The organism is Actinoplanes sp. NPDC051346 (assembly GCF_040682215.1).
Lineage (GTDB): Bacteria > Actinomycetota > Actinomycetes > Mycobacteriales > Micromonosporaceae > Actinoplanes.
Genome location: NZ_JBFBAJ010000014.1, coordinates 178,184 through 201,340, shown reverse-complemented (window position 1 = coordinate 201,340; position 23,157 = coordinate 178,184). Strand labels below are relative to the sequence as shown.

Here is a 23,157-nt window from a genome sequence, read left to right as displayed (position 1 = left end):
GGTGGCTAGGTCATGGCAGAGGTGTCAGGGCCGGCGCAGGATCCGTGTCCGGCCGGCGACCTGGATCGCGACGGACCCGGCGGCGCGGCGCAGCGCGGGTAGCCGGCGGGAGCGCGGCGCGGTCTGGCCGTCGTAGCGCATCGCCGCCTCCCGCGCGGCGAGTTCGGCCCCGGCGGCCGGTGGCAGGGCGCCGCGTCCGGCGAGGTCGCGGGCCAGGTCCCAGCCGTCGCGCAGCGAGCCGCGGGTCGGGCGGGTGGCGGCCCACGTGGCCCACTCGCTGGTCCATCGCGGCCCGAGGGCCGCCGCCAGGTCGGGCCACTGGCGCGCGACCTCGCCGGCCCGTTTGCGCAGCAGCGCGACCCGCGCGACCTCGACCAGCCGGGCGTCGAACCCCGGGGGTACGGCGGCGCCCGAGGTCAGCGCCGCCACGAGTGCCGCCTGCCGCTCGGCCAGGGAGGTCATGTGATCGCCGGGTAGCCGGACGCGGCGGCGATGGCGTCCAGTTCCGCCGTCAGTTCCGCGGCCGGCGGGTAGTCGCCGTCGCGTTCCAGCATCAGCGCCGGGGGACGGTGCCGTCGGCAGAGCTCGGCGACGAGATCCAGGACCTCCGGCGGCACCGCGTCGGTGTGCGTGTCGTGGTAGACGCCGTCGTGCGCCGAGCCGCCGGCCACGTGGCAGTACGCGATCCGCTCCAGTGGCACCCGGTCGAGCAGGGCCGCCGGGTCGGTGCCGCGGTTGCGGGCGTTGGCGTACACGTTCGCCACGTCGAGCAGCAGGAGGGCGTCCGTACGCTCGAGGATCTCGGTGAGGAACGCCCCCTCGTCGAGCTCGTCGTCCGGCCAGTCGAAGAGCGCGGCGATCGGCTCGAGCGCGATCGGCACGTCCAACTCCGCGCGGGTACGCCGCACGTTGGCGACCACCGCGTCGACCGCTTCGCGGGTGCGGGGTACGGGCAGCAGGTGCCCGGCCTCCACCCCGCCGGCCCGGACGAACGCGATGTGCTCGCTGACCAGCGGGGCGTCGAGGCGCCGGGCCACCGCCGCCAGCTGGGTGACCCGGTCGGGGTCGACCGGCTCGGCGCCGCCGAGGGAGAGCTTGACGCCGTGCGGGATCACCGCGACGCCGCGTTCGCGCAGCTCGGCGAGGCCCCGCGGCAGCTCCGCGTGCGCGTGCACCGACTCGGCGACGACCTCGGCGAAGCGCAGCCCGGGAAGCCCGGCGACGTAGCCGGAGATCTCGGGGCGCCAGCCGATGCCGACCCCGTAGGCGGGGATGCTCACCCGCCGCACCCGCCTCCGCCACCGCAGGAGGAACCGCCACCGCACGAGGAGGAGGAACCGCCACCGCACGAAGAGCCGCTGCTCGTAGAGGTGCTGGTGTAGCCGCTCACCCCGCCGGTGGCGGCGATGCGCTCGATCTCCGCCTCGGCCGCGAAGGCCGGGTCCATGGCGTAGAGCGACGCCGCGCCGAACAGGGCCACGCCCATCGCCGCACCCGCCGCGCCGTAGGTCGCGTAGGACGGCGACTGCCGAGGGGAGAGGTAGTCGTATCGGCGCCGCAGGTCGGCCATGCGCTTGCGCGCGACGGTCGTGGCGCGCTGGGGGGCCCGCCTCAGCAGGACGGCGAGGAAGCACGCGGCCACCAGGGCGATGACGAGGAAGCCGACCGACTTGCCGTTGATGATGCCGGCGACCAACCGCGCGCCGCCCAGCCCGATCAGGGCCAGGCTGGCGGTGAACCACGCCCGCGCCGTCCGCCGCTTGGCGGCGCTGACGGCGAGCCCGTTCGCCTCCAGGCCGGCGTTCAGCTGGTCGAGCGCCGAACGCACCCACGAGTCGGTGAGGACCTGGCGGACCGAGATCCGTCGGCCGGCGGCGTTGTAGACGGCGGTGTCGAGCGGGGTCATGCCGGCGGGCATCGGCCCGCTCTGCCGCAGCTTCCTGCCCGCCGAGGCGTCGATGGCTCCGGCGCCGCGCAGCCCGCTGAGCGAGGCGTAGACCGCGAGCTTGTCGCCGCCGTTCAGGTACGCGACCTGCTGCGGGCCGAGCGAGTCGACGGAGGCGTCGCGCGGGCCGGAGAACAGGATGCGGCGGTGGACGACGGCGATGATCGCCACGGCGACCAGGGCGACGCCGTAGAAGAGGAGGAAGGCCGGACCGGAGATGCCCCAGGTGTCGCCTTGTGCTGCGAGGGCCATGTGTGACCTCCCGTGTTCGCAGGGTTGCTGGCCCTCATTGTGCAGATCAATGCAACATCGTGGTCACGGCCGCCTGACGGCTTCCTCCACGACGTCCAGAACCCGGCCCAATTCGCCCGCCGGGCGGCCGGTGGCGAGGTGCAGCACGAGCCCGTCATAGGCCAGCTCGAGGAACTGGGTCAGCACATCGACCGGCACGTCGTCGCGCAGCACGTGGGCGTCGCGCTGCCGCTGGAGCCGCTCCTTGGTGGCGGCCTCGATGGCCGCCGCCCGCTCGGTCCAGCGCTGGGCGAACTCCGGGTCGGTGCGCAGCCGCCGGGACACCTCCAGCTGGGTGCCGAGCCAGCCGGCGGTGTCGCCGCTGCCGCCGGCGCGCTCCAGCAGGTCGCGCATCACCTGGACGAGGCCGTTGCGCGCGACGGTCTCCACCATCGCGGCGGCGTCGTCCTCGGCCACGGCGAGGAACAGCGAGTCCTTGTCCCGGAAGTGGTGGAAGATCGCGCCTCGGGACAGGCCGGTGGCCTCCTCGAGGCGGCGCACGGTGGCGCCCTCGTAGCCGTACCGCGCGAAGCATCCGCGAGCCGCGGCGAGGATTTCGTGGCGGCGGGCCTCTAGCTGGTCCTGGCTTACCCTGGGCACGGAAGCGATGGTGTCACGCCGGCCGGCGCGCTTGCAATCCGTACGTACGGCTTGGCAGCTCGCGCCTCAGCGTCCTGATAGTGCAAAAAGACCCGGCAGGCCGGCCCTTGTTACCACTCGTGGTCTGTTCGGTCCCGTATTCACTCACGTACAGTGCGCGGGTGCCTCTCGTCTTCCTCGCCCTGGACGACACCCTGCTCGACCGCAGCGGTGCGTTCAAACTGTGGGCGAAGGGGTTCCTCGACGAGATCGCCGCGCCACACGAAGACCTCGACTGGTTACTGTCCGTGGATGCTGACGGGCTGACCTCCCGGTGGGACCTCGCCGACCTGATTCGCGACCGCTACCAGCTCGACATTCCCTCCATCGATCTGCTGGAGGAACTGCACGAGGGGCCGCTCGCCTACGAACGCCTCGATCCACTCGTCGCCTGCGCGCTGCAGATCGCCGGTGACGCCGGCTGGGTGCCCGTCGTGGTCACCAACGGCCCCCACGAGCGGCAGGAATCGCGGATCCGGCGCACCGGGCTCGACCGCTACATCGCCGACTGGGTCATCTCCGAGCAGGCCGGGGTGAGCAAGCCCAACCCGCGCATCTTCGCGCTCGCCGCCCAACGGGTCCGGATGCGGCTGAGCGGCGCCTGGATCTGCGGCGACAGCCCCGAGGCCGACATCGGCGGCGCGGCCGCGATGGGACTACCCAGCGTGTGGTTGCACCGGGGCCGGGAGTGGATCGACAACCGGTTCGCCCCGACCCGCGTGGTCGGCAACGTCATCCAGGGCCTGTCGGCCATCATGGCTACCGCTAAATAGGTTGCGTGTCCCGGGATCCCCCGGGAGAGTGCTCCCGTACGTGTTCCGCGAAATTCCTCGAGAGAAGGGGGTGGACCTCATGGCTGTCGTTGTTCTTCGCCGTGCCCAGGTTCAGAAACTTCCTTCCTTCTTCTCCGAGGAGACCCTCCAGTGCGCGAGCACGACTCTTTCGGCCCGTCCACCATGCGCCGCGGCCGCCGCAAGTTCGACGACGACGAACCCGACTTTCTGAGGCGCGGCCGGCTCGAGCCGAAGCTCGCCGAGGACCCCGACCTACCCGAGACCGGCGACCGCTGGTCGACCTGGGACGGTGCCCTGCACGGGCCCACACCGCGACCCGACTGGGTCCGCACCGAGCACGGTGCCGTGGACACCGAGCTGGGCATGCTCAAGACCGGCAAGGAAGCCGACGTCCATCTGGTGCGCCGGGCGATCCCGGCCACCGGCGAGGTCAGCATGCTCGCGGCCAAGCGCTACCGCGACGGCGACCACCGCCTGTTCCACCGCGACGCGGGCTACCTCGAGGGACGGCGGGTTCGCCGGTCCCGCGAGATGCGCGCGATGACCAACCGTACGGCGTTCGGCAAGGAACTGATCGCCGGCCAGTGGGCGGCCGCCGAGTTCGGCGCGCTGTCCCGGCTCTGGCAGGTGGGTCAGGAGGGCGGCACGATCTCGGTGCCGTACCCGGTCCAGCTGATCGGCACCGAGCTCATGCTGGAGTTCATCGGCGACTGGGAGACCGGCGAGGCGGCACCGCGCCTGGCCCAGGTGCGCCCGGACCGCGACGGCCTCGAGGACCTCTGGCGCCAGATGGTGGAGGCGCTCAGCGTTCTCGCCCGGTCGCAGCTCGCCCACGGGGACCTGTCGCCCTACAACACGCTGGTCCACGACGGGCGGCTGGTGCTCATCGACCTTCCGCAGGTGGTCGACGTGGTCGCCAACCCGCAGGGCGGCGAGTTCATCGCCCGCGACGTCCGCAACGTCGCCGCCTGGTTCACCTCGCGCGGACTGCCGGTGGACACCGAGGACCTGGTCGAGCGCCTCTTCTACGAGGCGGGTCTGCGCTGAGCCGCGCGCGTTTCGGTCCGCGGCCGCCGGCCACCCGGTGGCCGCGGCCGGCGCGGCGTCCCTGGAGCCGGCGCCCGCCTCACTGGAGGTAGCTCTCCACCTCGCCGGTGCTGTGGGCCCGCTCGGCGTCCGGGTCGTGGCCGGCGTCCCGGGCGGCCCGCCGCCGGCGCAGCAGGTCCCAGCACTGGTCGAGGGACTCCTCGAGCTCCCGCAGCCGGGCCTGCTCCTCCGCTCCGCTGATCTCGCCGCGGCGGAGCTGATCGCGCAGCTTGTGCTCCTCGTCGACCAGGCCGTGGATGCGGCCCAACACCGTCTTGTCGTCCATTCCTCGAGCCTACGACCTGCCGGTGCCCCGTGGGACCGGCGAACGCGAACGCCCCGCCGTCCACCAGGGACGACGGGGCGTTGTGCGGGCTTACGGTCAGCTGGCCAGCATCTTGCGCAGCACGTACTGCAGGATGCCGCCGTGGCGGTAGTAGTCCGCCTCACCGGGGGTGTCGATGCGGACGACCGCGTCGAACTCCACGCCGGTGTCGGTGCGGACCTTCACCGTCGACGGGATCCGGCCCTCGTTCAGCTCGGTGACGCCGCTGAACGAGAAGGTCTCGGTGCCCGTCAGCCCGAGCGATTCGGCGTTCTGGCCCTGCGGGAACTGCAGCGGCAGCACGCCCATGCCGATCAGGTTGGAGCGGTGGATGCGCTCGTAGCTCTCGGCGATGACCGCGCGGACGCCGAGCAGCATCGTGCCCTTGGCCGCCCAGTCGCGCGACGAACCCGAGCCGTACTCCTTGCCGGCCAGGATGACCAGCGGGACGCCGGCCTCCTTGTAGGCCACCGAGGCGTCGTAGATGGTGGTCTGGTCGCCGGTCAGGTGGTTGACCGTGAAGCCGCCCTCGACGCCCGGCACCAGCTGGTTGCGCAGCCGGATGTTGGCGAACGTGCCGCGGATCATCACCTCGTGGTTGCCGCGGCGGGAGCCGTACGAGTTGAACTCGTGCCGGGGCACCCCGTGCTCGGCGAGGTACTTGCCGGCGGGGGAGTCGGCCTTGATGGAGCTGGCCGGCGAGATGTGGTCGGTGGTGACCGAGTCGCCGAGCTTGGCCAGCACCCGCGCGCCGGAGATGTCGTTGACCGGGCTCGGGTCGGCGGCCATGCCCTCGAAGTACGGGGGCTTGCGCACGTAGGTGGACTCGTCGGCCCACTCGAAGGTCTTGCCCTCCGGCGTGGGCAGCGACTGCCACTGCTCGTCGCCGGCGAAGACGTCGGCGTATGCCGCGGAGAAGCCCTCGGCGCCGATCGCCTGGGCGATGACGTCGTCGATCTCCTTGGCGCTCGGCCAGATGTCGGCCAGGAAGACGGGCTTGCCGTCCGAGCCGGTGCCCAGCGGCTCCGTGGTGATGTCGATGTCCATCGAGCCGGCCAGCGCGTACGCGACGACCAGCGGCGGGGACGCCAGGTAGTTCATCTTGATGTCGGGGTTGATCCGGCCCTCGAAGTTGCGGTTGCCGGAGAGCACCGAGACGGCGGTGAGGTCGGCCTCGTTGACCGCGGCCGAGATCGCCTCGGGCAGCGGGCCCGAGTTGCCGATGCAGGTGGTGCAGCCGTACCCGACGAGGTTGAAGCCGATCTTGTCCAGGTAGGGCGTGAGACCGGCGCGGTCGTAGTAGTCCATGACGACCTTGGAGCCGGGCGCCAGGGTGGTCTTGACCCACGGCTTGCGGGTGAGGCCACGCTCGACGGCGTTCTTGGCCAGCAGCGCCGCGCCGATCATGACCTGCGGGTTCGAGGTGTTGGTGCAGGACGTGATGGCGGCGATGCCGACGAAGCCGTGGTCGAGCTCGAACTCGGTGCCGTCCTCGCCGACCACCCGGGTGGGCTTCGACGGACGACCGTCGGCGTTGGCCGCCGCGCTGAAGACGTGCGGCTTGTCCACGTCGTCGTTCACCGCGTTCGCCGGCGGGTCGCTGGCCGGGAACGACTCGGCGCTGGCCTCGTCGGCGTGGCCCTCGGCCTGCACGTAGTTGGTGAGCGCGTCGCGGAACATCGACTTGGCGGAGTGCAGCGGTACGCGGTCCTGCGGGCGCTTCGGGCCGGCCAGCGACGGGACGATCGTCGACAGGTCGAGCTCGAGGCGCTCGGAGTAGTCCGGCTCGGCGTTCGGGTCGAGCCACAGACCCTGGCGCTTCGCGTACGCCTCGACGAGCTTGACCTGCGCCTCGGTGCGACCGGTGAGCTTGAGGTACTTGATGGTCTCGTCGTCGATCGGGAAGATCGCGGCGGTCGAGCCGTACTCCGGCGACATGTTGCCGATGGTCGCGCGGTTGGCCAGCGGCACGGCGGTGACGCCGGGGCCGTAGAACTCGACGAACTTGCTGACCACGCCGTGCTCGCGGAGCATCTCGGTGATCGTCAGCACCAGGTCGGTGGCGGTGGTGCCGGCCGGCATCTCGCCGTGCAGCTTGAAGCCGACGACCCGCGGGATCAGCATGCTGACCGGCTGGCCCAGCATGGCGGCCTCGGCCTCGATGCCGCCCACGCCCCAGCCCAGCACGCCCAGGCCGTTGACCATGGTGGTGTGCGAGTCGGTGCCGACCACGGTGTCCGGGTAGGCCTGGCCGTTGCGCTCCATGATCGTGCGAGCCAGGTACTCGATGTTGACCTGGTGCACGATGCCGGTGCCGGGCGGGACGACCTTGAACTCGTTGAACGCGGTCTGGCCCCAGCGCAGGAACTGGTAGCGCTCGCGGTTGCGCTGGTATTCGAGCTCGACGTTGCGGGCGAAGGCGTCCTCGCGGCCGAACAGGTCGGCGATGACGGAGTGGTCGATGACCAGCTCGGCCGGGGCGAGGGGGTTGACCTTCGTCGGGTCGCCGCCGAGCTCCTTGACGGCCTCGCGCATGGTGGCGAGGTCGACGACGCAGGGCACGCCGGTGAAGTCCTGCATCAGCACCCGGGCGGGCGTGAACTGGATCTCCACGCTGGGGTCGGCGGAGGAGTCCCAGCCGCCGAGGGCACGGATGTGGTCGGCGGTGATGTTCGCGCCGTCCTCCGTGCGCAGCAGGTTCTCCAGCAGGATCTTCAGTGCGTAGGGCAGCCGCGCATGGCCCTCCACCTTGTCGATCGTGAAAATCTCGTAGCTCGCGTCATCGACGCGCAGCTCGCTCTTCGCACCAAAGGTGTCGAGGCTGGCCACGTCATCTCCTTCACACCCAGCGACTGTGAGTAGTCCTCATCAGTCTGTCCCACCGGTGACGGCCGCCCATCGGTTAGGTCTACCTAACTGAGGGTTCACGTCTTCGGTAAACCGTACGTCCGTCTTGTTATTCCGTGCAACTCCGCCCGGAGGTTTACCCGGGATGATCATCGGGAACACGGCGTTCCGTGCAGTCTTCCACCGACCTCGACGGTCTCACCGACTTTTTCGGCCGCTACGGTTCCGCGCTGACCAGGGGCGATGTGGCGGGGGTGGCGGGCTGCTACGCGCTGCCCGGCATGGTCGTCTCCGACTCGTACAGCTTCACGTTCGCCTCGCCGGCGGCCGTGGCGCTGTCGTTCCTCGGTGCGGCCCCGGCCTACCAGGAGCAGCAGATCGTCGCGGCGCACGCCCAAATGCACGACGTGCAGTGGCTCAGCGACGTCCTGGCGATGGTCGCGGTCGAATGGGAATACCTCGACAGCTTCGGCAACGCGGTGCCCGGCGAGCGTTACCGATACCTGATCCGGGTCGACGTCGACGGCCCGCGGATCACCACGGTGATCGCCACGCGCTGAAAACCGTCGGACGCCGATGCCATCATGGCGAGGTGACCACGATCGAGACCGCTCCGGCCGACGCCCTCACCGCGCCGCACCGGCCGCAATGGCTGGTCGTGCACTACCGGCGCGACGACGCGGCCTACGACGACCGCGCGGTGTACGCGTGGGGCGACATCGATCCCGGCGCGGCCACCGGCTTCCCGGGTGGGCAGGTGTTCGCCGGGGAGGACGCCTACGGGCGCTTCGCCTGGGTCCGGCTCGCCGACGGGGCCCGCGACGTCGGATTTCTGGTCATCGACGCCACCGGTGCGAAAGACGTCGCCGACGACCGGCACGTCGACCCCGCGGTCACCCCGGAGATCTGGCTGGTCTCCGGCGACCCCCGGGTGTACGCGAGCCCCGAGGCGGCCGGCTTCACCCCGCCACACCCGCCGGAGGACGTCGCCGTCGTCCACTATCGCCGGGCCGACAGCGATTACCGGGGCTGGGGCGTGCACGCCTGGGAGGGCACGCCGGAGAAGCCCGTCTGGCACCGACCGCTGGCGCCCGCCCGCTTCGACGCCTTCGGCGCCGTGTTCCGGGTGCCGGTCCGGCCGGACGCGGCGGGGCTGCGGTTCGTCATCCACCGCGACGACCACAAGGACCTGCCCGACGATCAGCGCCTGGACTTCTCCGTGGGGCGTGAGGTGTGGCTGCTTTCGGGGGAGGCTGCGCCCGTACATCCGGATTTGCGGTCTTTGGGTCCTGAGCTTGACCCGGCACGGGCGTTGGCGGTCTTCGTCGACCGCACCACCATCGCCCTGCCGGCCCGCCTCGCCGAGCTTGCCGAGGGGTTCGCCCTGGTCACGGCGGCGGGCGGCGACCTGCGGCGGGACGGCGACGAGCTGTCCGGCGAGCGGATCATGCTGCCGCTGACGCCGCGTCCCGGCGGGCTCTTCCAGGCGCAGAGCCGGCGGTTTCCCCATCTGCGGGCATACCGGGCCTTCGCCGTGCCCGAGCTGGGCGACGCGGCCCTCGGCCACCTGCTGCGCGGGCAACTGCTCGTGGTGGGTCGCGACCACGCCGGGCACGTCGCCGCGACCACCGCCGTGCAACTGCCCGGCGTGCTCGACGACCTCTACGCGGACGCCGCCGACGCCGAGCTGGGCGTCATCATCGACGACGAGCGGCCCACCCTCGCCGTGTGGGCACCGACCGCCCGCACCGTCTCGCTCGAGCTGTCGCGCACCCCGGACGACGAGCCGAAGATCCTGCCGATGGACCGTGACCCGGCGACCGGCGTCTGGAGCATCACCGGCAAACGCAAATGGCTCGGGCGCTACTACCGCTACCGCGTCGAGGTGTGGCACCCGGCCGCCCAGCGCGTGGTCACCACCAGCGTCACCGATCCGTACGCGCTGTCGCTGTCGGCCGATTCCACCCACAGCCAGATCGTCGACCTCGACGACCCGGCGTTGCGGCCGCCCGGCTGGGACACCACGCGCAAGCCGCCGGCGGTGGCGCCGGCACGGATGCAGATCTCCGAGGCGCACATCCGCGACTTCTCGATCGCCGACGCCACGGTGCCGGCGGCGCACCGCGGCACCTACCTGGCCTTCACCGACGAGGAGACCGCGGGCATGCGACATCTGCGCATGCTCGCCGACGCCGGACTGACCCACCTGCACCTGCTGCCCGCCTTCGACTTCGCCACCGTGCCCGACCGGCGCGCGAGCCAGGCCGTGCCCACCTGCGACCTGGCGTCGTTCCCGCCGGACTCGCCCGAGCAGCAGCACGCGGTCATGGCCGTCGCCGCCCACGACGGCTTCAACTGGGGCTACGACCCGTTGCACTACACCGCGCCCGAGGGCAGCTACGCCACCGATCCCTGCGGCACCGCCCGCGTCGTGGAGTTCCGCCGCATGGTCGCGGCCCTGCACGCCACCGGGCTGCGCGTGATCATGGACGTGGTCTACAACCACACGATGGCCGACGGCCTCGCGCCGTTCAGCGTCCTCGACCGCATCGTGCCCGGCTACTACCACCGGCTGCTGGATGACGGCACGGTCGCCGAGTCCACCTGCTGCTCCAACACCGCGCCCGAACACCGGATGATGGGCCGGCTGGTGATCGACTCGATGCGCACCTGGGCGCGGCACTACCGCATCGACGGCTTCCGCTTCGACCTCATGGGCCACCACCCGCGGGCCAACATCCTCGAAGCCAGGGCGGCCCTCGACCCCGACATCTACCTGTACGGCGAAGGCTGGAACTTCGGCGAGGTCGCGTACGACTCGCGCTTCGCCCAGGCCACCCAGGTCAACATGGCCGGCACCGGCATCGGCACCTTCAACGACCGGCTGCGCGACGCGGTCCGCGGCGGCGGCTCGTTCGGCGACGACCCGTCGGTGCGCGGCTTCGCGACCGGGCTCGGCTCGGACACCCCACTCGCCCTGCACGACCGGATCAAGGTGGGCCTCTCCGGCGGACTGGCCACCTACCGCTTCACGACCCACACCGGCATCGAACTGAGCGGCGCGCAGATCGACTACAACGGCTCACCCAGCGGCTACACCGCCGCGCCGGGGGAATGCGTGACCTATGTCGACGCCCACGACAACGAGATCCTCTACGACGCGATGGCCTTCAAGCTGCCGATCGACCTGCCGATGCCCGACCGCTCCCGGATGCAGATCCTCGCGCTCTCCCTGGTGGTCCTCGGCCAGGGCGTCGGCTTCGTGGCGCTGGGCACCGAGCGGCTACGGTCCAAGTCCCTCGACCGCAACTCCTACGACTCCGGCGACTGGTTCAACCAGATCCGCTGGAACGGCGCGGAGGGCAACGGCTTCGGCCTCGGCCTGCCCCCGGCGCCCGACAACGAGGACAAGTGGCCGTGGGCCCGCCCACTGCTCGCGGAACCGACGCTGATCCCGTCCGCGGAGCTGATGGACCGCACCGCGGCCCGCTATGCCGAGCTGCTGAGGATCCGCCGCTCCACACCGGTGTTCGGCCTACCCACAGCCGAGGAGGTCCAGCGTCGCCTGACCTTCCCCCGCGGCGGCCCCGACGAAACGCCGGGCGTGATCGTGATGTGCCTCGACGGCACCGGCCTGGATCCGCGCTGGAGCACGATCGTCACCGTCTTCAACGCCACCGAGTCGACTGTCGTGGAGGAGGTGCCGGAGCTGGCAGCCGTCGATCTCTCGCCGCACCCGGAGCTCGTGGCGTCGGCGGACCCGCTGCTGCGATCGGCGACGGCCGAGGGCGGCCGACTGACCGTGCCGGCGCGCTCGGTGGCGGTCTTCGTCGCCGACCTGGCGTGAGCTTTCGTCGCTGGCCTGGTCTTGCCGCATGACCTCCGGCTCGGGCCCAGTGCCGGATGCGCGTCGAGAAGGTTACGGCGGGTCCCTCAGCACCTCCGCATCGAGTCGCGGCGCGAGCACCCGCATGCGCGTGAGCGTTGCCGAGTCAGGCTGCAGCACCTCGATTCCTCGGTCGTACTCGTCGAAGAAGAACGGGACCGGCTTGCCAGCGGGGTGGCCGGTCCAGCAGGCAACCGGTGGGGAGCCGATCCACTTGAGCCCGGACGGTACGCGCGCCTCGACGCGGGTCCACCATGCGAAGTCGGACTGCGTGCCCACGACGCCTTCCCACTCCGACGCACTGATCTTGTCGTGGCGGGCGATGAAATAGGTGGGGTAAGGCAGGTCGGTCAGGACGGCAGGTCGCGCGACGATCTGACCGTTCTCCTCGGCATAGATGTGCTCGTCGTCTCCCAGCACCCAGGCGTCCAGTGTGGCGGCGAGTGCGAGCATCCGGCGGATCAGCTGCTCGCTGGGATGCTTGGTCCGTAGCTCCCCGTGGCTGAACAGGAGCCAGTCGTCCTTGCCCACAGTTATCGGGAAGATCTCAGAGGACGGCCCCGGGTTCGTCGGGACGTCGAGGTCCGCTGCCTGGCGGACCCCATCGAGCACCTCTGCGGCGGTCACGGGAAAGCGTTGGAAATACAGACTGGGAATGGCTCGGGTGATATGCACCTCGTATCCCATCGGTCACCTTCCCCGCGCGCCGCCGACAAGCCGGCTTACCGTACCGGCCCATGGCCGACACTCCGCAATTCCGTTTTACCTAGGCGGCGCGTTGCCAGTGCCGTTGGAACTTTCCTAGTTTCGCCTCAGCCGCCCGCGGCGGCGCTGGCGGCGGCCTGGATCGACTTGCGGAGGGCGGGACCGATCGGTCCGGTGAGTTCGGCGAGTTCCTGGATGCGCCGTTTGTTGGCGCGTCTGGCCTTGCGGTCGACGACGAGATTGAGCTCCGCCGCGGCGACGATGGTCACGAGCGCGGCGTCGGCGGGGTCGACCCTGCCGGCGGGGGTCCGGAAGGCGCCGTTGACCCGGCTCAGGAGCTCCTTGCGGACGCGCGGGTCGCGGAGGGTCACTCTGGTCGCGGGGAAAAGACCGAGGATTTTGTACGGCTGGCAGCGCGCCCAGCCGCCGTCCGCGAGTTGCTGGCGTACCGCGCCGACGGTGGCGCGCTGTCGCTTGTCGATCCAGTGCTGCCATTTGCGGGGCCTGGAGCCGGAGATCTCCCCGAGGAGTCCGGCGAGGACCGAGTCGTCACCCGGGAGCCGGTCGTTGACGGTGGCGCGTCCGCGTACGTCGGTGAGTTGGCCCTTGAGGTAAAGGTCGGCGAGGGCGCCCGCGCGCAGCATGGCGCCGAGTTCGGTACCCATGCCGACCCTCCCTTTGGCCGGGTTGTAGGCCAGGAGAAAGACGCGTTGGGGAAGGCTGCTGGGCAGTTCCATCTCATTCCTCTTCCGGCTCGGGTTCGGCGGGGGGCCTGCCGGGGCCGCGCATCCGGCTGACTCCTCCGGGCAGGCGACCGGCGTCGGCGAGGGCTTTGCGCAGCAGATACTCGATCTGGGAGTTCGTGCTGCGCAATTCGTCGCCGGCCCACCGTGCGAGTGCGTCGTGCACGGCGGGGTCGAGCCGGAGGAGGAGCTTCTTCCGTTCGGTAGCCATGTGCCTATGCGTAGAGGGTGCCCGCGTTGACCACGGGCTGGGCGTCGCGGTCGCCGCACAGGACCACCAGCAGGTTGCTGACCATCGCGGCCTTGCGTTCCTCGTCGAGGTCGACGACGTCATTCTCGGCGAGGCGGAGCAGCGCCATCTCCACCATGCCGACCGCGCCTTCGACGATGCGGGTTCGGGCCGCGACGATGGCGTTCGCCTGCTGTCGGCGGAGCATGGCGTGGGCGATCTCGGGTGAGTAGGCGAGGCGGGTCAGCCGGGACTCGATGATCTTCACTCCGGCGGCGGCTACCCGTACCCCGATCTCTTCAGAGAGTCGGGCGGTGATCTCGTCGGCGTTGTCGCGCAGCGACATCCGGGCGGAGTCGTGGGAGTCGTAGGAGTAGCTGTTGGCGATGTGCCGCACGGCGGTTTCGGTCTGGATGGCGACGAACTCGATGAAGTCGTCGACCTCGAAGACGGCCCGGGCGGTGTCCTCGACCTGCCAGACGACAACGGAGGCGATCTCGATGGGATTGCCGTCGGCGTCGTTGACCTTGAGCACGTCGGTCTCGTGGTTGCGGATCCGGGTCGAGACACGGCGTCGGGCGGTGAACGGGTTGACCCAGCGGAGCCCGTCGGTGCGGACGGTCCCGGTGTAGCGCCCGAGCAGCTGAAGGACGCGGGCCTCACCGGGCGCGACCGGCGTGAGACCGGCCAGGGCGATCAGAGCGGTCAGCCCGAACAGGCAGCTGACGCCGACGACGCCGAGAATGACCGCGTCACCCTGCTGCTGTAGGCCGGTGATGAAACCGGCGCCACTGAGCACCAGCACCAGGGCGGACACGGCGAGGACCGGCCAGCCCGAGACACCCCGAGCGATGCGTTCACGGACCTGCGGGGCGGGCAGGTCGAGGTGTTCCGTCATATGAGCCTCCCTCGGTGTGGCGATGTCTTGAGGCTATCAATGTGATATCACTTTTTCAAGTGGATGCCTCATGCCGGTAGCCATATCGGAGAACATCTATGAGGATGCCGGGATGGAGCGCTTCGCCAACGACGGTTTCGGCTTCGACGTCACCGACACCCCCGCGGCCGACGGCAGCGGTACAGGGCAGACCTGTGTGCTGCTGCACGGCTTCCCGGAGGATCGCCATTGCTGGGCTGCGGTGACTCCGGCATTGGCCGAGGCCGGCTATCGGGTCCTGGCTCCCGACCTGCGTGGCTATTCCGCTGGCGCCAGGCCGGCCTCGCGTCGCGCGTACACACTCTCCCGGCTCGCCGGAGACGTGCTGGCCCTGGCCGACGCGGCCGGGGTGGAGCGGTTCCACGTGGTCGGCCACGACTGGGGCGCGGCCCTGGCCTGGTCTCTGGCCGGGCGTCACCGCAGCCGAGTGATCTCGTTGAGCGCCCTGTCGGTGCCACACCCGGAGGCGTTCCTGCGAGCCCTGGCCGGCAGCAGTCAAGCAGTCCGCTCCTGGTACATGGTCGCCTTTCAAATACCGGGACTGCCCGAACTGGCGCTGTCACGACGGGGTGGCCGCGCCATGCGGGATTCTCTGATGCGTACGGGGTTGGACCCGGTCAACGCAGACCGCTACGCCTCCCGGGCGGCCGACCGCGCCGCCATGCGCGGGCCGCTCAACTGGTACCGGGCATTGCCGTTCAGCCTGCGGGACCGGCCCGATCGGATCGACGTGCCGACACTCTTCCTGTGGAGCGACGGAGACCGCTTCATCTGCCGAGCCGCAGCCGAGCTGTGCGAGCGTTACGTCGACGGTCCCTACCGGTTCGAGGTACTTCGCGGTGCCTCCCACTGGCTGCCCGAGGAAGCGCCCGAGCAGATGACCCCATTGCTCATCCAGCATTTCGCGCAAGCCGAAAGTAGCTGATTGACGATCCCCGAGTCAGCGGCTCCTGGCCTCGATCTCGGCACGCAGCTCCGGGAACTTCTCCACTACGGTAAAAGCGCTTCGCTGTCGCCACGTGATCATGCCGAGGCTGCCCTCGTCGACCCAGATGCAGAGTGCGCTCCGGATGTCCGACAACGTGGTGGTGCCGCACTTGGCGACGCCGCCGAGAGTTCCGGTGTCAGCGGACAACAGATTGGTCACCGGGCTCGGGGGAAGCTTTTCGAACGCTGTGATGATCTCCTGCTCCGGGTCGGAGACGGTCATCTGGACCGCCGCGGCGAGTACCAGATCCTTACCGGGATCCGCGGAGCCGTAGATCGCGCTGAACATGTTGGTCGCGTTCTCAAATCCCCCAAGGGCCCGCGTCATCGTTTCGTTGACCTTGTCGGTGTTCTCATTCCGCAATTTCGGCAGGCCGCCAAGCGTGGCCGGTTCGGTGATGCTTACCCGCGCTGCGATGACCGTCGGGCTGGTCACCTTCTCGGGGAGGGCGTCATCGGTATCGTCGCCCTCACGTATCAGACTGAACACCACGGAAACCGCCAAACAGGTTATGACGGTGAGCACCACTGAAACGACGACGATGAGGGTCGTGTTCAACCTCCTGGGCGGCGGGGCGGCCACCGGAATCGGGAACGGCTGACCGTAGACCGGCTGACCGTAGACCGGCTGGCCATGGGCCGGCGGGGCGACCGGCTGTTGCGGCGGAAACGGCTGCTGCCATGGATCGTTGCCGAGCGGTGTATTAGTCATTGACACTCCATGTTGGAAATGGCGATGTTGCCGGGCGTTCGCCAATGTCCAGGTCGAAGACGCCCCACTGACCGGGCGCAGATCATTCCGGGATGCTCACCGACCGGGACTTCTCCGCGCGGTCGGCGTCGCTCCTCGACGGGGGCGGCCCCAGGGTAGGTGTGCGCATGATCCATCTCCACGCAGCTCGATGAGAATCTTCCACTCATCAAAGATCATCGTCGGCGACGAATTCAACGGACGACAAGAATCCTTACGTACACCGGGGCAAATCCTTACACGACGCGAACGTCCAGTTAGGGGAAGCGCGGCAATGGAGAGGACACGCATCGGCCCGGGTAGGGCTGGCCCTACCCGGGTCACGGGGTGCTGCCGTAGTGCCTTGAAGACAGCGCCGTTGATGTACTCGGACCCATGCGATCTTCTGTTGTGGCCACGATAGGCGCCCTCTGCTGGGCGGCCGCTGCTCCGTTGTTCCTGGCGGCGAACGTCGTAGTCGGACTTGCCTGGGACGATCCGCCCTTCAGCTGGGCGACCAACAACATCAGCGATCTGGGCAACGTCACCTGCGGCGTCTGGGACACCACCCGACCCCGGTACGTGTGTTCACCGTGGCACAACACCATGAATGTGGCATTCGTGCTGACGGCGGCGCTGCTCATCGCCGGGCTGGTGCTGACCTGGCGGAGGTGGGGGCCGGGAAGGGCGGTCCGTTGGGCTCGGTGGCTGCTGCTGTTCGGGTCGGCGGGTCTGGGTGTGGCCGGGGCGTTCCCGGCGGACAGCAACGAGAACATCCACCTGCTCGGCGCGGTGTTGGTCTTCGGGTGCGCGAACGCGGGATTGTTGACTGCGGGGTGCGCCCGCAATGGCACGCTGCCGGCCCGGCTGCGGCCGGCAACGCTGACTCTCGGCGTACTCGGATTGGCCGGCAGCGTCCTGTTCATCGCGCAACAAGGGGCGGGCTTGGGCGTCGGAGGCATGGAACGTGTCGCCGTCTTCCCTCTGCCCGTATGGGCCTGCTACGCCGGCTGCCTCCTGTATCTTCAGCGCGCACGGCAGTTCCGCGCCACGGGTTCCGGACCCGGAGACGGAACGTGACCCAGTTCTTACCCGCGGAGGGGTCGGCTAGCGTCGACGCATCCACTCGATCTGCTTGCGATGTGCCGCGTTGCGGGCCAGTGACTCGGTCATTGTCAGCACCTCGGCGGGCCGGCCGGGGTCGATGTCCAAGGTCTCCGCCCGGAGGCCGATGGTCTGTGTCATGAAGATGTAGGTCCACGCCAGTCCGTCGATCACGGCGGTACGGCTAACTGCGTCGACCGCCAGGGCGGCAGCCTCGCCATCGCGGTCGCCGATCACCAGCAGCCCGGCGACCGCGCGCAGTGCCGGCTGCGGCAGGAGTGCGGAGTCCGCGTGGAGGTACACGCGCCGTACCACCTCGTCCGGGTCATTGCGGCGCAGTGTGTGTTCGAACAGGGCGTTGGCGGCCTCGACCGCGGGGTCCACCCTCGTCGAGGTACGCGGACGGCCGGTCGCCGGCGCCCACAACTCCCCGATCACCTCGTCGAGGACCGGTGTCAGATCGACGTACGCGGCGATGCGGCGGCAACATTTCATGGCCGCGGCCCGCACCGTCAACGTCTCCTGCGCCACGTCGGACACCAGCGCGCGAAGGCACCGCCGCGGAACCGGGTGGGATTCGGGAAACAGGTACACCTGGGCGGGGTCGTACCGGCGCAACTGGCCGATCAGCGTCGGGTCGTCGTCCCGGCAGGCCTGCAATGCCAACGCCTGGACCAGGTACCCCCGGATGCCGTCACCCTCGGCACCCAGTTCGTTGTGCCAGTACCGGGGATCGATCAGGATGTCGGCGACCCGCTCGGCCTCGGTCCGGCGCAGGCGGAGCGATTCGTCCTGGGCGAACTGGCGGTAGATGTGCTTCGCCTCGGCCAGCGCCACATCCCGGCTGGGTCCGCCCGCCACCTCGTCGAGGAACACCTCTTCGAGGTATCGAGGCTGCAAGGACCTATCGGCTGCGTTCATGGCACGGCACGGTAGCCCTTGATCGCAATCAGCCCGCCGAGACAGCCACCAGCACTAGATCAAGATGACTTCATCGACCACGGCGAGCAGAGACCACCGTTCAACCGGCGCCGGATCTCGTCGCGGTGCTGTCCCAGCATGATCGAGCCGACGCCCGTTCCTGGGGTGACGAGGTGGGACGAGGCGGTCGGTGTCGCGTCCGCACCGGCCGGGAAGAAGACGATCTCGCCGTGCTTCTCGTGCCCCGGCCCGAACGCTGTGACAGCCTCGACCTGGGCGTCCGATTCGGCGGACGGCGTATACAGGGCGATCGCGCCGTCGGCGAGGAGCCAGCCGGAGTCGTCGGCGGTGATCTCGATGCCTGCGGCCCGCGAGTCGTTCAGCACCGTCGTGACCGCGCCGCTGAGCTGAACGCCGCGGAAGTGCACGCCGTCCGGGTCCTCGGCGTGTCTGGCGGGCACCACGCTGGCTGTGACGCGGCGTCATCCGAACTCCCACCGGTGGGAGACGCCGCCGGCGCGGGCTGACGCGCCGGGCGGCCTGGGTCGGCTACGACGAGCCGCTGCCTGTCGTCGCAATCGGCTGAGGGCGCAGCACTTCCCGAGCCGCGGTGTACCGAAGCCGGTATGGGCGACACACCCTGGGGCCGCCCCCGGCCGGCACGGACCAGTCGGGGGCGGCGGCTCAGTGGGTGCCGACAGCGGGGCGGTGCGCCCGGACCGTCGGCGGCGGGGCCGTGGGCGGGTGGAAGGTCACGCCGCTGCCCTCGGCGGTCATGGTGGTGCCGTACGCGAACTGGAATCCGTCCGTGCCGTCGGCGTTCTCGATGCCGATGGTGGCGCTGGCGCCGTCCGCGAGGGCGCCCTGGAGGCCCCGATGGTGGATGGCGATCGTGCCGTCGCGGCCCAGTTCCACGCTGATCGACAGGCGCTGGGACGAGGCGCCGTAGAACCGCATGTTGCGCCATTCGACGATGACGCTGTCGTGGCCGCTGGCGGTGTAGATGCCGCCCTGCTCGTCGATGGAGAGGTCGTCCCAGAAGGCGGAGATGGTGTTGTTGGGTGGGAACGGGTTCGGGATGGCGACGTTGGTGAACGCGGTCTCCGGCCCGTCGAACGCGATCTGGCCGTTGGTCGACACCCAGGCCGTCGACCGGTACTGCCCGTAGAACCACAGCGGGAAGGGCAGGTCGACACGCACCGCGGCGTCGTCGTTGCTGTCAGTGTCCCGCCGCTGGGCGCCTTCGGCGTAGCCGCCGGTGGTCGTGGCGCACGAGTAGCCGTACGCGTCGTGGTGGGCGGGCAGGGTGACGTCGAGCGTCGTGTCGGCGGTGAGGTCGATGCCTTGGGTACGGACGCCGTCACAGCCGCCGCGGGGTTGCACCCGCAGTTCGTACCGGCCCGTGGGTGCGGACATGGTGAACCGGCCGTCGGCGCCGGTGCGGGTGGCGGCGGGAGTGCCGGCGAACGTGACCGCCGCGTCAGCGACCGCTCCCTGTGGGCCGGTGACCGTGCCGGTCAGAATGACGGTGGGCGCGGGGTCGAGAGCCGCGTCGAGGCGGGCGGTCTCCCCGGCGCTGACCACCACCGTGCTGGCGGTGGCGCGATAGCCGTAGCGGGTGATCGTGGCGTCGTAGGTGCCCGGCGGCAGCAGCGCCAGCCGGAATGCGCCGTCGGCACCCGTGGTGCCCTGCCGTGTCACCGGCCCGGTGACGGAGACCGTCGCTCCGGACAACGCGACGCCTTGCCGCGCCACCGATCCCGCGCCGAACGCCGTCGCCGCAGACGCCGTCGCCGCAGACGCCGTCGCCGCGGACGGCGCGACGCTCACCGTGCCGGCGAGGACGCCCGACGGCTGCCGGGCGCCGAGCACCGCCGCGTACGCGTCGAGCCGGCCCTCGCCGAACACGTTGTTGCGGGCCGGGCTGCCACCACACGACGTGTCCTCGGTATCCGTGGCGGTCGCGTCGAGCACCTGCCGGGTGGTGGCGATGTCGTGGCGTAGTTCCGGCACCGCCGACCAGAGCAGGGCGACCGTGGCCGCGGTGTGCGGGGATGCCATAGAGGTGCCGCTGTAGCTGGCGTAGCCGCCGGGAACGCTGGAGACGACGTCCACGCCGGGCGCGGCGATGTCGGGTTTGACGGTGCCGTCCTGGCCGCTGCCCCGGCTGGAGAAGGAGGCGATGTCGCCGGCCGAGTCGTGGGCGCCGCTGGCGTACGCGGCGGTGTAGTTGCCCGGGGTGCCGGCGGTGGTGCAGCCGGGACCGGTGTTGCCGTTGGAGAAGGCCGGGAAGATGCCGGCCGCCACCCAGGCGTCGACGATCTGCGAGTACCAGGGATCGGATCCCCAGCCGCTCCAGGAGTTGTTCACGACATCGGGGGCGAGGTCGGGTCGCGGGTTGTTCCCGGCCCGGTCGGTCGGCGCGACGATCCACTGGCCGGCGGCGAGCAGTGACGCGGTGGAGCAGTCGGTCGACTCGCAACCCTTGGCGGCGATCCAGCGGGCGCCGGGGGCCACCCCGATCGCGTGGTCGCCGTCGAGGCCGACCATCGTGCCGGTCGTGTGGGTGCCGTGCCCGGCGTTGTCGCACGGTACGCCGTCGGCGCACAGCCCGGTCGGGTCGAACCACGAGTAGTCGTGCTGGAGCGTGCCGTCCGCCGCCCGGCCCCGGTAGCTCGCGGCCAGCGCGGGATGGTCGTACTGCACGCCGGTGTCGACGGTGGCGACGACGATTCCGTCGCCGCGGATGCTCAGGTTGTCCCAGACCCGCGGCGCCTGGACGCGGGCGAGGTTCCACTCGGCGTTCTGCGTCCCGCTGTGGACGCGGGGGAGGGTGGCGGCGGGCATCAGCTTGGGCAGCGGGACCACCTTGTCCGCGAGCACCCTGCTGACCTCGGGCCGGGCTGCGACGGCCGCGGCGAGGGCGGCGTCGCCGGTGACCCGGATGGTGTTCGCGATCCAGTACGGCGTGAAGCTCGCCCTGCGGGACGTCAGCAGCGCGCGCACCGGGGCCTGACTGCGCGCGGCGTGCTCGGTGGCGATCCGGTGGACCCGGGCGGCGCGCTCGTCGCCGGCGGCGTTCCGGGCCGGTGTCAGGTCGGCCCGGTCGCGCAGCTCTACCCAGAATGTGGTGCTCCGGTTCGCCGCGAGTTGGGCGCGCAGGCGCGGCTCGAGTTTGGAGTCGCCGGGCGCCGCGCTCGCGGGCACCGCGATGCTGGTCATCGCCAGGGCGAGCGCCGTGACGAGCGCGATCCCCGGCCGGCGGTGGACGGACAACGATCTACCCCCTCTGGGCGGCCGTGGTGTCCCCACGGCCGCAAGGGAGTCTCGTCGGACGTCGTTAAGCGACGGTTACCGATGCCTCACGTATGTAAATTCTTCCATCCCCTGCAAGAATTTACCCCTTGATGAAAGGCGGAGGTGCTTATTCCGGCAGGCGGGGGCCGGCCTCGCGCTGGGCCGCCAACCACGCCTCCACCTCGGTGGAGGAGCGCGGCAGCCCGTCCGACAGGTTGCGGCATCCGTCGGCGGTCACCAGCACGTCGTCCTCGATGCGCACGCCGACGCCGCGGAGCTCCTCCGGGACCAGGTCGTCCTCGGGCTGGAAGTAGAGCCCCGGCTCCACGGTCAGGACGTAGCCCTCCCGCAGTGCCCCGTCGCGGTAGTTTTCCTTGCGGGCGGCTTGGCAGTCGTGCACGTCGATGCCGAGCATGTGCCCGAAGCCGTGCAGCGTCCACCGGCGGTAGACCGTCGACCGCTCGGACATCGCCTCGTCCACGCTCACCGGCAGCAGCCCCAGGTCGTGCAGGCCCTCGGCGAGCACCCGCATGCAGGTCAGGTGAACGTCGTGGAACTTCACGCCGGGCCTGATCGCGTCCATGCCCGCCTGCTGCGAGGCGTGCACGATGTCGTAGACCTGGCGCTGCAGCGGCGTGAAGGTGCCGGAGACCGGGACCGTGCGGGTCACGTCGGCGGTGTAGAACGAGCGGGCCTCGACGCCCATGTCCATGAGCAGCAGCTCGCCCGGCACGGTGACGCCGGTGTTGCGGACCCAGTGCAGGATCGTCGCGTGCGCTCCGGCGCCGACGATGCTGCCGTAACCGACGTCGTTGCCGTCCGTGCGGGCGCGCAGCGCGAAGACGCCCTCGAGCAGGCGCTCCTTGACGCCACGGTCGGCGGGCAGGACGCGGGCGACGTCCTCGAAGCCCCGGACGGTCGCGTCGATCGCCTCCTGGAGCTGGGCGATCTCCCACTCGTCCTTGACCAGCTTGAGCTCGGAGATCGCGGCCGCCAGGGCGCGGTCGCGCCGCGCCGCCGGGTCGGTGTCGTAGGCGAGCACGGCCCGGTCGACGGCCGTGTCGAGCCCGCGCAGCACCCGGGTGCGGGCCGGGGCGCACTCGGCCAGCGCCCGGCCGAGCTCGGCGTAGGACGCGGTCTCGATGCCCAGCTCCGCCGACTTCTCGCCGAGGGTGTGCCGGCGCCCGACCCACAGCTCGCCGTTGCGGCTGCGGAAGAAGGCGTCGGTCGCCTTGGAGTTGCGGTCGTGGGTGTAGAGCACGGCGTCGTGGCCGGAGCCGCTCGGGCGCAGCACCAGCACGCCGTCGGGGTCGCTGTCGCCGGTCAGGTAGACGAAGTCGCTGCCGGGCCGGAACGGGTAGTCGGTGTCGTTGGCGCGCACCTTCTCGTTGCCGGTGGGAATGATCAGCGTCTCGCCCGGGAAGGCGTCGGAGAGGGCGGCACGCCGCTTCGCGTAGTTCGGCGCCTCCGGCCGGGCCGTGACGTCGAGCGCGTCCTCCCGCCAGCCGCCGCGCATGAATTGCAGAAACGCTTCGGGGAAGTCGGGGTCGTGCGATTCCGTCTTCGCCGTCGTGTTCTCGCCTTGTTCGGCCATGGTGGCTCTCCCCTTCTCCCGCGTGGCGCCCCTGACGTTACCGCCTCGCCCCACCGGAAATCGCGGCCGGAGTCCCGCCGCCGGCGAGCGGCGACGT

21 protein-coding genes are annotated in these 23,157 nt (G+C 70.4%); 6 read left to right on the top strand and 15 right to left on the bottom strand.

From position 1 onward, the window contains the following. Window positions 1-24 precede the first annotated feature (24 nt). The 4 genes from AB0M36_RS30495 to AB0M36_RS30480 form a co-directional block, all read right to left on the bottom strand. Complete coding sequence (locus AB0M36_RS30495; RefSeq protein WP_364164400.1) at window positions 25-462, bottom strand: hypothetical protein; 438 nt, start codon at window positions 460-462, stop codon at window positions 25-27. Then, complete coding sequence (locus AB0M36_RS30490; RefSeq protein WP_364164397.1) at window positions 459-1,289, bottom strand: DUF692 domain-containing protein; 831 nt, start codon at window positions 1,287-1,289, stop codon at window positions 459-461. Before AB0M36_RS30490 ends, AB0M36_RS30495 begins: the two co-directional genes overlap by 4 nt. Continuing rightward, window positions 1,277-2,197, bottom strand: a complete 921-nt coding sequence (locus tag AB0M36_RS30485; protein ID WP_364164394.1) for a TIGR04222 domain-containing membrane protein — start codon at window positions 2,195-2,197, stop codon at window positions 1,277-1,279. The genes AB0M36_RS30490 and AB0M36_RS30485 overlap by 13 nt, the downstream gene beginning before the upstream one ends. A gap of 63 nt (window positions 2,198-2,260) precedes the next feature. Further along, the gene (locus AB0M36_RS30480; protein ID WP_364164391.1) at window positions 2,261-2,836 is read right to left on the bottom strand and encodes a helix-turn-helix domain-containing protein; all 576 of its coding nucleotides are present in this window, start codon (window positions 2,834-2,836) and stop codon (window positions 2,261-2,263) included. A 161-nt stretch (window positions 2,837-2,997) separates the two neighbouring features. On the opposite strand from AB0M36_RS30480, the gene AB0M36_RS30475 reads away from it, so the two are divergent. Both AB0M36_RS30475 and AB0M36_RS30470 read left to right on the top strand, forming a co-directional pair. Further along, window positions 2,998-3,648 (top strand): HAD family hydrolase, encoded by a 651-nt coding sequence (locus tag AB0M36_RS30475; RefSeq protein WP_364164388.1) that lies wholly within the window; start codon window positions 2,998-3,000, stop codon window positions 3,646-3,648. Window positions 3,649-3,831: 183 nt separating this feature from the next. Beyond that, the gene (locus tag AB0M36_RS30470) at window positions 3,832-4,716 is read left to right on the top strand and encodes an RIO1 family regulatory kinase/ATPase (protein WP_364164525.1); all 885 of its coding nucleotides are present in this window, start codon (window positions 3,832-3,834) and stop codon (window positions 4,714-4,716) included. 79 nt (window positions 4,717-4,795) lie between these two features. On the opposite strand, the gene AB0M36_RS30465 is transcribed toward AB0M36_RS30470, so the two are convergent. After that, window positions 4,796-5,041 (bottom strand): DUF2630 family protein, encoded by a 246-nt coding sequence (locus tag AB0M36_RS30465; RefSeq protein ID WP_364164385.1) that lies wholly within the window; start codon window positions 5,039-5,041, stop codon window positions 4,796-4,798. Between the two features lie 96 nt (window positions 5,042-5,137). Further along, complete coding sequence (acnA, locus tag AB0M36_RS30460; protein ID WP_364164382.1) at window positions 5,138-7,909, bottom strand: aconitate hydratase AcnA; 2,772 nt, start codon at window positions 7,907-7,909, stop codon at window positions 5,138-5,140. A gap of 188 nt (window positions 7,910-8,097) precedes the next feature. Between acnA and AB0M36_RS30455 the strand changes: the two genes are divergently transcribed. Both AB0M36_RS30455 and pulA read left to right on the top strand, forming a co-directional pair. Beyond that, window positions 8,098-8,487 (top strand): hypothetical protein, encoded by a 390-nt coding sequence (locus AB0M36_RS30455; RefSeq protein ID WP_364164379.1) that lies wholly within the window; start codon window positions 8,098-8,100, stop codon window positions 8,485-8,487. Window positions 8,488-8,519: 32 nt separating this feature from the next. Then, window positions 8,520-11,774, top strand: coding sequence for a pullulanase-type alpha-1,6-glucosidase (pulA, locus tag AB0M36_RS30450; protein ID WP_364164376.1), 3,255 nt, complete (start codon window positions 8,520-8,522; stop codon window positions 11,772-11,774). A 72-nt stretch (window positions 11,775-11,846) separates the two neighbouring features. Here pulA and AB0M36_RS30445 read toward each other — a convergent pair whose 3' ends face one another. The 4 genes from AB0M36_RS30445 to AB0M36_RS30430 all read right to left on the bottom strand — a co-directional run bounded on the left by AB0M36_RS30445 (window position 11,847) and on the right by AB0M36_RS30430 (window position 14,388). Further along, the gene (locus AB0M36_RS30445; RefSeq protein ID WP_364164374.1) at window positions 11,847-12,500 is read right to left on the bottom strand and encodes a hypothetical protein; all 654 of its coding nucleotides are present in this window, start codon (window positions 12,498-12,500) and stop codon (window positions 11,847-11,849) included. Between the two features lie 125 nt (window positions 12,501-12,625). Beyond that, a complete protein-coding gene (locus tag AB0M36_RS30440) occupies window positions 12,626-13,255 on the bottom strand; it encodes a GPP34 family phosphoprotein (RefSeq protein WP_364164371.1) in 630 nt (209 codons plus the stop codon). 1 nt (window position 13,256) lies between these two features. Continuing rightward, window positions 13,257-13,472: a hypothetical protein gene (locus tag AB0M36_RS30435; protein ID WP_364164368.1), complete on the bottom strand. Its 216-nt coding sequence runs from the start codon at window positions 13,470-13,472 to the stop codon at window positions 13,257-13,259. Between the two features lie 4 nt (window positions 13,473-13,476). Beyond that, window positions 13,477-14,388, bottom strand: coding sequence for an SPFH domain-containing protein (locus AB0M36_RS30430; protein WP_364164366.1), 912 nt, complete (start codon window positions 14,386-14,388; stop codon window positions 13,477-13,479). Between the two features lie 70 nt (window positions 14,389-14,458). Here AB0M36_RS30430 and AB0M36_RS30425 point away from each other — a divergent pair, with 70 nt between their 5' ends. Further along, window positions 14,459-15,352 (top strand): alpha/beta fold hydrolase, encoded by an 894-nt coding sequence (locus AB0M36_RS30425; RefSeq protein ID WP_364164363.1) that lies wholly within the window; start codon window positions 14,459-14,461, stop codon window positions 15,350-15,352. A gap of 15 nt (window positions 15,353-15,367) precedes the next feature. Here AB0M36_RS30425 and AB0M36_RS30420 read toward each other — a convergent pair whose 3' ends face one another. Further along, window positions 15,368-16,126, bottom strand: coding sequence for a hypothetical protein (locus tag AB0M36_RS30420; RefSeq protein WP_364164361.1), 759 nt, complete (start codon window positions 16,124-16,126; stop codon window positions 15,368-15,370). 414 nt (window positions 16,127-16,540) lie between these two features. Between AB0M36_RS30420 and AB0M36_RS30415 the strand changes: the two genes are divergently transcribed. Continuing rightward, window positions 16,541-17,224, top strand: a complete 684-nt coding sequence (locus tag AB0M36_RS30415) for a DUF998 domain-containing protein (protein WP_364164359.1) — start codon at window positions 16,541-16,543, stop codon at window positions 17,222-17,224. Window positions 17,225-17,251: 27 nt separating this feature from the next. Here AB0M36_RS30415 and AB0M36_RS30410 read toward each other — a convergent pair whose 3' ends face one another. From AB0M36_RS30410 to AB0M36_RS30395, 4 genes are all read right to left on the bottom strand, one after another. Continuing rightward, entirely contained in the window at window positions 17,252-18,169 is a 918-nt protein-coding gene (locus AB0M36_RS30410; RefSeq protein WP_364164356.1) for a hypothetical protein, read from the bottom strand. Window positions 18,170-18,228: 59 nt separating this feature from the next. Continuing rightward, complete coding sequence (locus AB0M36_RS30405) at window positions 18,229-18,630, bottom strand: hypothetical protein (RefSeq protein WP_364164353.1); 402 nt, start codon at window positions 18,628-18,630, stop codon at window positions 18,229-18,231. 223 nt (window positions 18,631-18,853) lie between these two features. Next, window positions 18,854-21,445, bottom strand: a complete 2,592-nt coding sequence (locus AB0M36_RS30400; RefSeq protein ID WP_364164350.1) for a S8 family serine peptidase — start codon at window positions 21,443-21,445, stop codon at window positions 18,854-18,856. A 148-nt stretch (window positions 21,446-21,593) separates the two neighbouring features. Further along, window positions 21,594-23,060 carry an aminopeptidase P family protein gene (locus AB0M36_RS30395; RefSeq protein ID WP_364164347.1) on the bottom strand — a complete coding sequence of 489 codons (1,467 nt, stop codon included), beginning with the start codon at window positions 23,058-23,060 and terminating at the stop codon, window positions 21,594-21,596. Window positions 23,061-23,157 lie beyond the last annotated feature (97 nt).